Source organism: Dyella telluris (assembly GCF_014297575.1).
Taxonomy (GTDB): domain Bacteria; phylum Pseudomonadota; class Gammaproteobacteria; order Xanthomonadales; family Rhodanobacteraceae; genus Dyella; species Dyella telluris.
Map to the genome: position 1 here is coordinate 2,624,518 of NZ_CP060412.1, position 11,632 is coordinate 2,636,149.

Annotated in this window: 12 protein-coding genes; 5 read left to right on the forward strand and 7 right to left on the reverse strand. The window is 65.8% G+C overall.

Annotated features, from left to right (window positions below):
- Positions 1-35 precede the first annotated feature (35 nt).
- From H8F01_RS11630 to H8F01_RS11640, 3 genes are all read right to left on the reverse strand, one after another.
- Entirely contained in the window at positions 36-1,895 is a 1,860-nt protein-coding gene (locus H8F01_RS11630; RefSeq protein ID WP_187055288.1) for a sensor domain-containing diguanylate cyclase, read from the reverse strand.
- Positions 1,896-1,897: 2 nt separating this feature from the next.
- Complete coding sequence (locus H8F01_RS11635) at positions 1,898-2,206, reverse strand: hypothetical protein (protein WP_187055289.1); 309 nt, start codon at positions 2,204-2,206, stop codon at positions 1,898-1,900.
- Between the two features lie 368 nt (positions 2,207-2,574).
- Positions 2,575-3,345, reverse strand: a complete 771-nt coding sequence (locus H8F01_RS11640; RefSeq protein WP_187055290.1) for an alpha/beta fold hydrolase — start codon at positions 3,343-3,345, stop codon at positions 2,575-2,577.
- Positions 3,346-3,508: 163 nt separating this feature from the next.
- Between H8F01_RS11640 and H8F01_RS11645 the strand changes: the two genes are divergently transcribed.
- Together H8F01_RS11645 and H8F01_RS11650 are read left to right on the forward strand one after the other, a co-directional pair.
- On the forward strand, positions 3,509-3,931 hold the full coding sequence (locus tag H8F01_RS11645) for a hypothetical protein (protein ID WP_187055291.1): 423 nt from the start codon (positions 3,509-3,511) through the stop codon (positions 3,929-3,931).
- Positions 3,932-4,028: 97 nt separating this feature from the next.
- Complete coding sequence (locus H8F01_RS11650; RefSeq protein WP_187055292.1) at positions 4,029-4,886, forward strand: fumarylacetoacetate hydrolase family protein; 858 nt, start codon at positions 4,029-4,031, stop codon at positions 4,884-4,886.
- Between the two features lie 30 nt (positions 4,887-4,916).
- On the opposite strand, the gene H8F01_RS11655 is transcribed toward H8F01_RS11650, so the two are convergent.
- Positions 4,917-6,548, reverse strand: coding sequence for a S53 family peptidase (locus H8F01_RS11655; RefSeq protein WP_187055293.1), 1,632 nt, complete (start codon positions 6,546-6,548; stop codon positions 4,917-4,919).
- A 184-nt stretch (positions 6,549-6,732) separates the two neighbouring features.
- On the opposite strand from H8F01_RS11655, the gene hemB reads away from it, so the two are divergent.
- Complete coding sequence (gene hemB, locus H8F01_RS11660; RefSeq protein WP_187055294.1) at positions 6,733-7,725, forward strand: porphobilinogen synthase; 993 nt, start codon at positions 6,733-6,735, stop codon at positions 7,723-7,725.
- Between the two features lie 880 nt (positions 7,726-8,605).
- On the opposite strand, the gene H8F01_RS11665 is transcribed toward hemB, so the two are convergent.
- Positions 8,606-8,941: an antibiotic biosynthesis monooxygenase gene (locus H8F01_RS11665; protein ID WP_187055295.1), complete on the reverse strand. Its 336-nt coding sequence runs from the start codon at positions 8,939-8,941 to the stop codon at positions 8,606-8,608.
- Between the two features lie 94 nt (positions 8,942-9,035).
- Here H8F01_RS11665 and soxR point away from each other — a divergent pair, with 94 nt between their 5' ends.
- Positions 9,036-9,479 (forward strand): redox-sensitive transcriptional activator SoxR, encoded by a 444-nt coding sequence (soxR, locus tag H8F01_RS11670; RefSeq protein ID WP_274380597.1) that lies wholly within the window; start codon positions 9,036-9,038, stop codon positions 9,477-9,479.
- Between the two features lie 179 nt (positions 9,480-9,658).
- Here soxR and H8F01_RS11675 read toward each other — a convergent pair whose 3' ends face one another.
- Entirely contained in the window at positions 9,659-10,039 is a 381-nt protein-coding gene (locus tag H8F01_RS11675; protein ID WP_187055297.1) for a tautomerase family protein, read from the reverse strand.
- A 21-nt stretch (positions 10,040-10,060) separates the two neighbouring features.
- Positions 10,061-10,606: a DUF4865 family protein gene (locus H8F01_RS11680; RefSeq protein WP_187055298.1), complete on the reverse strand. Its 546-nt coding sequence runs from the start codon at positions 10,604-10,606 to the stop codon at positions 10,061-10,063.
- Between the two features lie 104 nt (positions 10,607-10,710).
- Between H8F01_RS11680 and H8F01_RS11685 the strand changes: the two genes are divergently transcribed.
- Entirely contained in the window at positions 10,711-11,601 is an 891-nt protein-coding gene (locus H8F01_RS11685; RefSeq protein ID WP_187055299.1) for a LysR substrate-binding domain-containing protein, read from the forward strand.
- Positions 11,602-11,632: the final 31 nt, after the last annotated feature.

Sequence of the window (11,632 nt, forward strand, 5' to 3'; positions counted from 1 at the left end):
GGCCTGCGTTGCGCGCATGGCTGGAGTGCGCTTGCCTAGAGGTTGTTGGCGCTCGCCGCGTTGCCGAGGTTGCTGCCTGCGTCCGCCGTGTGGTCGTTCGCCGGCCTGCCGGGTTCGTTCGATACGATGAAGTCGCCCAGCTGGCCGTACACCACGCGGTTGCGACCTTCGCGTTTGGCCTGATAGAGCGCATTGTCCGCGTCGATCATCAGCTGGTGCAGGTCGTAGCCACTGCGGTCGGTGGATGCCAGGCCAAAGCTGGCCGAGACGATCACGTGCCGCGTTTCGCCCCACAGCGGCGCGGCGGCGATGGCCTGGCGAAGTCGTTCGGCGCGTTCACGCGCCTGTGATGCGCTGCAGTCAGGCATGAGCACGGCGAATTCCTCGCCACCCAGACGACCGAAGACATCGTGGCGCCGCAGGTGGTGCTGGCACGCGGCTACCGCACGCTTGAGCACCAGATCGCCAACGAGATGCCCATGCGTGTCGTTCACGTCCTTGAAGTGATCCAGATCCAGCAGCACCAGGCAGGCGTCATGCGTGGACCGGGCCGATACGCGCAGCAGCGCCTCGGCCTCGTCGACGAAGTGCTGGCGGCTGTGCACGCCGGTGAGGCTGTCGCGGGTTGCCAGCCGCTTGAAGCGCAGCTGCGAGCGCTTGGTGCGCAGCAGCCAGAAGGCAATGGAAGCCACGAAGGTCAGCAGCAGGGCGATGTACAGCCGGCTGGTTTCCATGTCCTTGCGATCCAGCCTGCGCTGCAGCTGCAGGATCTGGTTCTGCTTGTTCAGCGCATCGACCTGCATCTTGTTGGCCAGCAACTGCTGCTTGACCGTCTGGTAGGCAAGGGCACGCGCGGTGACGTCGTTGAGGTAGCCCTTGTCCGTGTCCATGTATTTTTCATGGTATTCGAGCGCGGCCTGGGCGTTCCCCAGCCGGTTCTCCACGTTGTAGAGCGCCTGATAGGCCAGGCTGCGCGACTCGGCGTACTCATCGTGCACGGAGTTCTCCAGCGCGGCCATGGCGTACTTGCGGGACTGTGCCAGGTCGCCGCGTTCCCAGTAGGCACGCGCGAGCAGGGAGTCGAAGTTCGCGATGAGCGCGGGATAACGGTAGGAAAGCACTTCGTCGTAGTGCGATTGCAGCAGCGCGAGCGCTTCGTCGGCGTGGCCTTGCCGGATCGCGTAGTCGGCACGGTCGCCACGCATGGCGTTGGCGAACAGCTCTTGCCGGCTTTCCAGGCAGGTGTCGATGCCGTGGTCGAATCCAGGGTCGGAGCCCTTGATCCGGTTGCCCAGATACTGCGCGTGCAGCTTGAAATACATGCCCTGGCACGCATGGTCGCGCAGCGCGGCGTCGTCCAGGATCTGCTGCGCGTAGCCCGACGCAAGTTCGTACTGCCCGGCGAAAGTCAGGAATTGCGCCGCTTCGCCCAGGGCCTGGTAGCGCGCTTCAACGTCCTTCACCGAGGGCAGCTGGTCCACCAGGATGCTCAGGCGGGTGAAGGCGTCTTCGTAATGGTGGCCAATGCCCAGGATGTTCACGAGCGTCGCGGTGGCCCGGACCTGCAGGGTGGCGTCGCCCGACTGGTTCACTACTTCGGTGAGTTGGGGCTTGGCCTGGTCGTAACGGCCTTCGTACGCCGTCTGCCATGCATCGAGGTAGCGCAGCTGCCAGCGCTGGCGTGCGGGCAACTCGGCCTGGCGCTGGTCGAGCTGGCCCAGCAACTTCAGGAATTCGTCGTGGTTGGACGTCTTGATGTGGTCGGCGTGGTCCAGCATGTCGACCGCGCTCTGCACGCCAGCGGGCGTGGCCGCATGGGCCACACCCGAGTGCGTTCCCAGCAGCACGCAGGCTGCCAGGAACAGTTGCCGGCACATGGCGCCGGTACGACGCATCGTCAGGCCGTTTCGGCCAGGGCGCGCGCGCCGATGAAGGACCGGCTGGCGCTCTTGTCGGGCGACTTGGGCTGCTCGTCCTCGTCCTCTTCCTCTTCCTCGTCTTCCTTGTGCGGCACGGTCTGCACGCACACCATGGGTGCGCGCTTCAGCAAGGCGTAGAGCGCCTCGCTCTGGCCCGACAGGATGGCTTCGCTGGCGGTGGCTTCGACGCAGGCGTCAGCCAACGCGAGGGCGACTTCTTCCTTGGTGGCCTGGCGCAGGTGCGCGTCGGCACCCAGCCTTTCCAGAAACTCGATAACGCTCGACATGGTGTTCCCCCTGGTAACCAAAGTATGACGGCGGCGGCGTACGGGTGTTGTTTGCAGGCGCGACCTGAAGGCATCTCCCGGTATGCAGCGGAGCGTGGCGTCCCTCTGCAAGAGGCGCGCATGCGGTAGCTGCGGTTGACCGGCTCCGGCATCGAATCCGGGCATGCCGTGGGCTGCCGCCAAGGCGGACGGAAGCGCCGTTTCGTTTCTCCCCTGGTCTGGCAGCATCGGGACGCCGCTCGACACCAGATCATAGCCCTGTTTTTTGCCGGATATGTGCACGTCACGGTTTGCCAGTCCGAAAGCTGTTACGCATCGGTGCGTCAGGTATCTGTCCTGTTGAGATCGATGGGCGGTGCCCCACGCCTTCAGGCGGATTCGCCCAGGAAGGGCAGCACCGCGGCAAGAAACGCGTCGGTGTGCTCGCCATGCAGGTGATGGCCATGGCCCACCGTTCGGGCGGTGGCCCGGGGCATGTGGGCGGCCAGCAACGGCTGCCGCATCGTCACGAGTCCATCACCTTCGCCGGCGAGCAACAGGCAAGGCGTCGGCAGCGCGGCCAGCCGGCTCCACCACAGCGGCATGGGCAAACGCAGTTCCGGCAGCACGAAGCGGGCCGAGCGAGGATCGAACCGCCGCATGAGCACCCGCCGGAGCAGGCGACCCGGGCCGGCCAGCCGCAGGGAGCGCCGCCATGCCGGCCCGCCCCGCGCGGCATCAAGGGCGGCCGCGTCTGCCGCGTCGCGCGGCGGTATCGGGGCAGCCTCCACCACCAGCCGGTGGATGCGATCGGGCTGGTGCGTGGCCAGCTTCAGGGCGAGGTGCCCTCCGAGCGAGTGACCGATAAGGCTTGCGCGCGGGAGCTGCAGCGCATCAAGCAGGGCGATCAGGTCCTGCTCGAAATCCATCAGCGCATAAGTGGCGGTCCAAGGGCTGCGACCATGGCCGCGCAGGTCAGGCGCGATGACCCGGAAGCCGCGCCTGCCCAGCGCCTCGGCCGTGGCCCTCCAGCTGGCAGACTCGCTGGCAAACGCGTGGATCAGCACGATGGGTTCCCCGTGCTCGCTTCCGCAGGTGCGAAAGGCCATGCGGTGCCCGCGCAGCTTGATGAACCGGTACGTCGACAGGCAGCTTTCCATGGCACCCTGGTTTGACGATGGGAGGGTGCATGTTGCCCGGCTTGAATCGTGAGCAACAGCAGGAGCAACATCACTGGCTCCTGATCGGGCGTGATGGCTATGATCGCGACATTCCCTCGGGGCACGCGTCCCTGCAGGAGAGGCTCATGGAAAGGAGCAAAGCATGACCCTGATGAAACCGCGAAACCTCTCCATCACCGCGGGGCTGCTGGCTGCGCTGATGATGCTGCCGGCGTGGGCACAGCAACCTGCGGGAGCATTGCCGGGCGACTCTTATCGCGAACCACTTGCCCTGGCGAACTCGCCAACGACGGCCGTGGCACAGCCTCTGGCCAGGCGCCCGTCGTTGCCGGTGTTCTCCGTGCAACCCACCGCCGGCGAGCGCATTTCCCGGGATGCACTGACGTTCGTGTCTCGTGCCGCCGTGCAGGTGGCCTCGGAGCAAAGCGGGGTATCCACCCCGGTGCCGTCCCCGACCTACCAACCCTATCGACCCGGCGTTTCGGTACCCGAGCCGGCAACGCAGGAGCGTAGCTGCCCGCCGCTCGCCACGCCGAATCTTCCCGCGGACTGCTCTTTGCGTTGATGACACCCGTGTGCGACCCGCCTTCCGCGTAAGGGGGCATTTCGCCGTATCTCCGCTGGCTCTACAGTAGGCGCCGGATTCAACGTGGGAGCTCGGCATGCGGTTCATGCGCTTTCAGCAGGTCGGGCGAGTGGGGCTGGCGGTGGATGCGGGCGATGGCTGGCGCGCCCGGTTCCTGGACGAAGGCGGAGTGCCTGCCGATGTCGGTGCCATCGCCGAGGCCGACGAGGCGCAGCGGGCGGCATGGGTCGATCACCTTCGAACAGGCGTTGCCCTCGATGCGGACGGCGTGACCTGCCTGCCGCCGAGCGCAAACCCCGGCAAGATCATCTGCCTCGGGCTCAACTATCGCGACCATGCGCGCGAACTCGGCTCGCGACCACCGTCGTACCCCACGCTGTTCGGCCGCTTTGCCTCCAGCCTGGTCGGGCACGGGCAACCGCTGGTGCGCCCGCGGGTGTCGGACACGTTTGATTACGAAGGCGAGCTGGTGCTTATGCTCGGCCGGGGCGGGCGGCACATCACGCGCGATGACGCGCTCGCCCACGTCTTCGCTTATGGCGTGTTCAATGATGCCTCGGTGCGTGATTACCAGTTCCGCACGTCGCAGTGGACGATGGGCAAGAACTTCGACGCTACTGGCGGGTTTGGTCCGTGGATGGTCACGGCCGACGAGCTGCCGCCGGGCGCCACCGGGCTGACGCTGGAAACACGCCTCAATGGCAACGTGATGCAGCGCGCTTCCACCAACGACATGATCTTCGGCGTGGAGAAGACCATTGCCATCATCAGCGAAGGCATCACGCTGGCGGCGGGCGACCTCATCGTCATGGGTACGCCCTCGGGCGTGGGCTCCGGACGCAAGCCGCCGGTCTACATGAAGCCCGGCGACGTGTGCGAGATATCCATCGAAGGCATCGGAACGCTTCGCAACACGGTGGTGCAGGAAGCGTGACCACGGCGGGCCTTCAGCGCCCGCCTGTCGTCACTTCTTCGGCTTTTTGGGTTTGGTGGGTTTGGTCGGCTTGGTCGGTTTGCCGGGCGCGGTCGGCTGTGGCGGCTGCGCGGGCGTGGTGGTGCCGCCACCGGTCTTCAGCTGCGCCAGGGCATCAAGCAGCGTCTGTCCCTTGGGCGTGCCCAGGCCAGTGCATGCATCCCAGCCCTTGGCCGCCTGGAACTGGCCGTTGTTGCCCTGGGTGATGTCGTTGAAAGCCGCGGTGCCGATGCCATAGAGCGCGGCGTGCGGGTCGCCGACGTTCGCGCCCAGCTGCTGGTTGAAACGCGCGATCAGCGCAGCCCACAGCGGCGCGACGGCACTGGTGCCGCCGATCACCTGGTCCTGGCCATCCACCCTAACCTGGTAACCCGTGTTCGGATCGGCGTCGCCGGCCACGTCGGGTACGCCGCGCCCGGCGTAGCCATTGGTGCCCGCCGGTACGCCGGACGACTGCTGCCAGGTGGGCAACGCAAAACTCGCGCTCACGCCACCGCCCGTGGCACCTTCATTGCCGGCCAGTTCGTTCCACACGGTTTCGCTGCTGATCGTGTGGCCGCTGGACAGCAGCTTCGTGCCACCGCAGGCGAGCGCAAACGGACTCGACGCGGGGAAGTCCACGTGTGGCTTGTTGTCACTTTCGCCATCGGTGAAGCCGCTGTCGCCGCAGGCCACGGTCACCGTGACGCCCATCGCCGCGGCATCCTGCAAGGCGCTCTGCATGGCACTGAGTGCCGAGGCGGACCAGCTGTCCTCCGGGCCACCCCAACTGATCGAGATCACCGATGGATGGCTGGTGTCGTGCGCCGCCTGCGAGATGGCTTCGTAGAAGCCCTGGTCGGTATTCGGTGCGAAGTAAACAGAAAGGGTCGCGCCAGGTGCGAGTGCGCCGATCACTTCCACATCGAGCATGACCTCGCCATCGGCATCACCGCCGGGCTGGCTGGTGCCGCCCTGCACGGACACGACATTCACGGTGGGCGCCTTGATGCCGAGCGACTGCATGTAGGCAGTGAAGTCGCCCTGCGTGAAACCGCCGCCGAGTTCGATCACCGCGATGGTCTGGCCGGTGCCATCGAGCTGGGCGGGAAACTGGTACAGCGCACCGAGCTGCACGGGCGTGTACGTGGTGGTCGGTGTGGCGGCGGGGCGACGGAAATGCGGCCGTGCGACCGGGCGGCTGTCCAGGCCAAGCACGGCGATCACCGACGGCGACAGTTCACTGGGCAGTGACGGCGGCAGATGGCAGCCGATCATCTCGGGGCCACCGTCAGGCATCTGGTAGCGCCCGAACTGCACGCCAAAGGCCTGCTGCAACTGCTGCGGCGTACCGCGCAGATGCATCACGCGTCGATGCAGTTCGCAGCTGGTCTCCTGCAGGCCGTGCTTGCCGGCGAACTGGCGGATGGCATCGGCATCGGCCGGATCGGCGCCCCATTGCGTCCCGAAATCGGCACGTGCCACAGCCGGCTGATGCGGCCACGCGGCCGGCGTGGGACGGATGCCGCCGCGATGACGCATGACGATGGTGACATCCATCGGCTGCGATCCTTCGTGCGGCCCGAGGTAGCGGGCTTCGTTGGCGAGCGGCCAGTGATGACGGCGGGCGGCGGGCGTGCTCATGGTCGGTCTCCTTGGTGGCAGGCTGGCTGAGACTGCACTTTCACATGTTGCAGCGGGGTGTTCGTGAGTCCGTGCGTTCATGCATGGTGCGGTTTCGCCGTCTCACCGTCCGCGTCAACCTGCCCCCCGATATCGTGGCGAAGAGGCGCTAAAATGGGCGAATGTCTTGCCCGAGAGTTCGCCCATGAGCTATCCCGCCGTCCGCATGCGCCGCATGCGCCGTGATGCCTTCTCCCGCGCACTGATGCGCGAGCACACGCTGCTGGCCAGCGACCTGATCATGGTGGCGTTCGTCATCGAAGGTGACAGTCAGCGCGAGCCCGTGCCGTCCATGCCTGGCGTCGAGCGCCTGTCGATTGACGAACTGCTCAAGCTCGCCGGCGAATGCGTGCGCCTGGGCATTCCGGCGCTGGCACTGTTCCCGTCGCCGGGTGCCGCGGTGAAGACCGAAGACGCACGCGAAGCATGGAACCCGGATGCGCTCATGCAGCGCGCGACGCGTGCGCTCAAGGCGAAGTATCCGGAGCTTGGCCTGATCGGCGACGTTGCGCTCGATCCGTACACCACGCACGGCCAGGACGGCCTGATCGACGAGCACGGCTACGTGATGAACGAGCCGACTATCGAGGCGCTGATCAAGATGTCGCTGGCGCAAGCCGAGGCCGGCATGGATTTCGTGGCGCCGTCGGACATGATGGACGGGCGCATCGGCGCCATCCGCGATGCGCTGGAAGCGGCCGGCCACATTCACACGCGCATTCTTGCGTACTCGGCGAAGTACGCGTCGGCGTTCTATGGCCCGTTCCGCGATGCGGTGGGCTCGGCCGGCAATCTGGGCAAGGGCAACAAGCACACCTACCAGATGGACGTGGGCAACAGCGACGAAGCGCTGCGCGAAATCGAACTGGATATCCACGAAGGCGCGGATGCGGTGATGGTGAAGCCGGGCATGCCGTACCTCGACGTGCTGCGCCGGGTGAAGGATGCCTTCGGCATGCCGACCTTCGTGTACCAGGTGAGTGGTGAGTACGCGATGCTGAAGGCAGCCGCGCAGCATGGCTGGCTGGACGAGAAGGCCGTGGTGCTGGAGTCGTTGACGGCGTTCAAGCGGGCGGGGGCGGATGCCATCCTGACTTATTTCGCCGTGGATGCGGCGCGGTGGTTGCGCGGCGAATAACGCGTCACCCGTTGTGCCCCCTCTCCCCTGCGGGGAGAGGGTTGGGGTGAGGGGCGGGTGCTCGCCTCACCGCTTCGTTCTTGAACCATCATTCCCGCGAAGCCTGAGAAGGGGCAAGAGCGAGGGGCGCTTTTCAGCAGCCGGAAGGCTGTTCAATTCGGCCTCGACGTTTCATCAACACCGTCATCCCAGCGCACCCCGCAAAAACGGAGCAAGGGCCGGGTTCCAGAGCCTCGGCGGTTGGCTTTTACCTCACCGTTCCATCGCTTTTGCCCGTCATCCCAGCGAAAGCTGGAGGCGCTTTTCAACCGCCGTAGGGCGGGTCATCCGGTGCCTTGGCTCTGGCCTTCGGTATGCGGTGATTCCGCCAGCTTGCCGCTTACGCAGCGGAGGCGTTTCGACCTTCTGCCGAAGGCCGAGTCACTTTTCTTTGCTGGCCCAAAAGTCCCACGGGGATTAGCTTCGCGTCAAAAGTAACCCAAAGAAATGGCCTGAAGAGCTGGCAGCATGCCGAAGGGATAAGCCCGAACGGCTGAGGAACATTGTCGCTTGGCAACCTTCGCCTCTACGACGCGAAGCTAGTCCCGTGGGACACAGCGGGTACTTCCAGGCGCTTCGCAACGCGCCGAAGCGCTGAGGACTTAACGCGGAGCGTCGTGCCGCTACGCGGCACATCCTTCTTTGCAGTCAGGTTGTTTCGCGATGCACACCACTTCTCCCTCTCCCCGCCGGGGAGAGGGTCGGGGTGAGGGGTGGGTGCTCGCGACGACGTTTCGATCGTGCGAGCTCGGCGAGTTGCCGGTACGCCGCATCCCGTCCATGCGCAGAGGATGCGCTGCGTTTATCCGCTACCGGCCCGCGGGTCACCCAGCTGCACCACTCACACATGCCGGTAAACCCCCAGATCCGCCTTCACGCCCAGTTTCTGCATGAAGGCCGCCGGATCGAAGCGCTCTACGGCATAGCGTGCCTGCATCGCTGCCTTGGCGGCGGACATATGTGATTCGTCCATCCACTCGACCACGGTCATCACGTTGTATTCCCCGGCAAGGTCGGGTTGGGTGAGGACCAGGTTCTGGCGGCAGCCCGGGAGCTTGTCGAGGGCGTGCTGGGTGAGGTGAAGGCGTTCGAGGAAGGCCGGCCACGCCGGTGCGGGTACGTTGAAGCGGTCAATGCGGTAGACCGGGCGGCGGTCGAAGGCGATCTGCTGGCTCATGGACGTGCACTCGCGGGGAAGTGCGTGGCACTCTAGGACCTCAACTTAAGTTGAGGTCAAGAGGTATCGGATGAACCAGGCTCCCGGGCATGGCTTGCCGACCACGCTGAGCGTGGGCGAGGTGGCGCGGCGCAGTGGCGTGGCGGTGTCCACCCTGCATTTCTACGAGGCGAAGGGGCTGATTCACAGCGAGCGATCGGTGGGTAATCAGCGGCGTTATGGGCGCGCAGTGCTGCGGCGTGTGTCGTTTATCCGTGTGGCGCAGCGCGTAGGCATTTCGCTGGCGGATATCGCCGCGGCGCTTGGCACCCTGCCGGGAACGGCAGCGCCGGGGCGGGAAGACTGGGCGCGACTTTCCGCAGCATGGCGGGAAGAGCTGGATGAGCGCATGGCACAGCTGAAGAAACTGCGCGACACGCTGGACGACTGCATCGGTTGCGGCTGCCTTTCGATTGACCGTTGCCGCCTGCGCAATCCGCACGACAAGCTGGCTCACGAAGGCGCCGGCCCTCGCCGCCTGCTGGTGAAGAAGCGCTGAGGACATCGGCCCGCGCCCTTTGTAGGAGCGCACCTTGTGCGCGACCGCGGCATCTCATGTCACCTCGGTCTGCTGCCTGCACGCTTCCCTGTCCTGCGCGGCATAAACCGCACACCGAAATGGCGTGTGAGTCTGCAGTCGCGCACAGGGTGCGCTCCTACAGGGTTGGGCGACGGCCATTACACGTACTGCGCGATGCCGTTGCCGAACGACCAGTTCTCCTTCCCGGTTTCCAGCAGGTTGATGAAGACATCCTGCGGTCGCAGCCCGGGTTCCTTGCTGAGCAACTCAGCGGCCCGGCGGTAGAACGCCTGCTTCTGCTCGACCGTGCGCGTGTTGTTGCAGGCGATCTGGATGATCACCAGGTCGTCGCTGCGCCGGATATCGAGGTAATCCGGGTCGGCATCGAATTCCTCCGCGTCATGCTGGTGCACGAGGATGAAGCGATCGTTCTGCGGCACGTTGAACGACTCGATCATGGCGCGATAGATGCTGTTGCGGACGGCGGCGATGTGCTGCGCGCTCTTGCCGCGGCGGAGCGAGATGCGTACGAGGGGCATGGGGGAATCTCCAGCGGGGCGTCAGGGTTGGGAGACATGGCCCACGTGGTACCACTGGCCGGGTTGTCCGGCGGGTGGCGTCCGGGACCACAAACGGAAATTCACGCGTGTCCACCTCGTGGGCTCGAAGGCGCTGACGGCGGCCAGTGCGCCGCGTTCCACATCGTGTTGCAAGGCAGCGCGTTGTTCTTCGCGCAGCGTGTCGAGTGCGGTATGCGGCGCGATGGGCTGGACGTCGCGCGTGGCGTAGCGCGCCTGCTGCGTGTCGGATGAGGCATGGATATCCCACACCGGCCAGAGGCGGATGACGGGCCATCCGAACGCCTGGGTCAGGCGGACGAAGCCTTCGCTGCCCAGAAAACGCTGCATGGCCGCGCTGTCATGCCACACGTAGAAAGGCGCGTACAGGTTCTCGGTGGAGGTCGCGCCGCGTTCCGCGTGCAGGTAGGTCTTGAACCGCAGGCCGTCGAAGTGATCGAGCATGTGGCCCTTCTCCGCGATGCGCTGGCGCACGATGGCCATGTCGTAATCGGCGGGCAGGGTGAAGCTGTATTGCATGGCGATCATGCGGGCTTCCTCGTTGCTTGACGAGGTAAAGCGTAGAGCGGAAAGTATTGTCCCTAAAATCGGAAAATAGTGAACTGATAGTCCACTAAAACGGGATGATGGCTATGCGGCGGATCACCTTTGATCTGGATGTGTTGCGCACCTTCGTCGCCGGCGTGGAGCTGGGCAGCTTCGCCAAGGCCGCGGAGCGCCTGAATCGCTCGACCTCGGCGGTCAGCGCGCAGCTGAAGAAACTGGAAGAACAGGCCGGCACCCCGGTGCTGCGCAAGTCCGGTCGCGGTATGTCGCTCACCGAGGCCGGCGAAACCATGCTGGCGTACGCACGCCGCCTGCTCGAACTGAACGACGAGGCTGCCGTGGCCCTGCATGGTGCGGAGCTGGCAGGCGGGGTTCGCCTGGGCCTGCAGGAAGATTTCGGCGAGAGCATGCTCACCGAGGTACTCGGCCGTTTTGCCCGGGCGCATCCGCGCGTGAAGGTGGAAGTGCGCATCGCGCGCAACGTCGACCTGCTTGAGCGAATCGCCACGGGCCGCCTCGATCTGGCCCTGGCCTGGGATGCCGGTACGGTGACGCCGTACACCGAACGCATGGGCACCGCGCCGCTGCGCTGGATCGCGGGCGCGGATGCCGCGCCCGCGTGGCCACGCGATGACGGCGAACCCCTGCCTCTGGTGATGCTCGATGCGCCATGCATCATGCGCACCGCCGCCACCACGGCGCTGGACCGGGCAAACATCCCCTGGCGCATCGCCTTCACCAGCGCCAGCCTGGCGGGAATCTGGGCGGCGGTGGCGGCAGGCCTTGGCGTGTCGCTACGCACGCCGCACGGGCTGCCGGCCAGCGTGCGTGCGCTGCTGCCGCATGAAACCGTCTTGCCCTCCTTGGGTGAACTGGGCCTCTCCCTGCATCGCGCAGAAGCCGAACCGGCGTCTGCCGTGGAGTGGCTGGCGGGCATCCTCACGCAACAATGGCAGGGCCTGCCCTTGGCTGCCTGAAACCGCGACGCCGCTCACCCACTCACCTTAT

What these genes read in the sequence shown, in the direction of transcription:
- H8F01_RS11630 (WP_187055288.1), bottom strand. Translation starts at nt 1,895, where the DNA reads ATGCGTCGTACCGGCGCCATGTGCCGGCAACTGTTCCTGGCAGCCTGC.
- H8F01_RS11650 (WP_187055292.1), top strand. Translation starts at nt 4,029, where the DNA reads ATGCGGTTCATGCGCTTTCAGCAGGTCGGGCGAGTGGGGCTGGCGGTG.
- H8F01_RS11645 (WP_187055291.1), top strand. Translation starts at nt 3,509, where the DNA reads ATGACCCTGATGAAACCGCGAAACCTCTCCATCACCGCGGGGCTGCTG.
- H8F01_RS11635 (WP_187055289.1), bottom strand. Translation starts at nt 2,206, where the DNA reads ATGTCGAGCGTTATCGAGTTTCTGGAAAGGCTGGGTGCCGACGCGCAC.
- H8F01_RS11680 (WP_187055298.1), bottom strand. Translation starts at nt 10,606, where the DNA reads ATGATCGCCATGCAATACAGCTTCACCCTGCCCGCCGATTACGACATG.
- H8F01_RS11685 (WP_187055299.1), top strand. Translation starts at nt 10,711, where the DNA reads ATGCGGCGGATCACCTTTGATCTGGATGTGTTGCGCACCTTCGTCGCC.
- H8F01_RS11640 (WP_187055290.1), bottom strand. Translation starts at nt 3,345, where the DNA reads ATGGAAAGCTGCCTGTCGACGTACCGGTTCATCAAGCTGCGCGGGCAC.
- H8F01_RS11675 (WP_187055297.1), bottom strand. Translation starts at nt 10,039, where the DNA reads ATGCCCCTCGTACGCATCTCGCTCCGCCGCGGCAAGAGCGCGCAGCAC.
- hemB (WP_187055294.1), top strand. Translation starts at nt 6,733, where the DNA reads ATGAGCTATCCCGCCGTCCGCATGCGCCGCATGCGCCGTGATGCCTTC.
- H8F01_RS11665 (WP_187055295.1), bottom strand. Translation starts at nt 8,941, where the DNA reads ATGAGCCAGCAGATCGCCTTCGACCGCCGCCCGGTCTACCGCATTGAC.
- H8F01_RS11655 (WP_187055293.1), bottom strand. Translation starts at nt 6,548, where the DNA reads ATGAGCACGCCCGCCGCCCGCCGTCATCACTGGCCGCTCGCCAACGAA.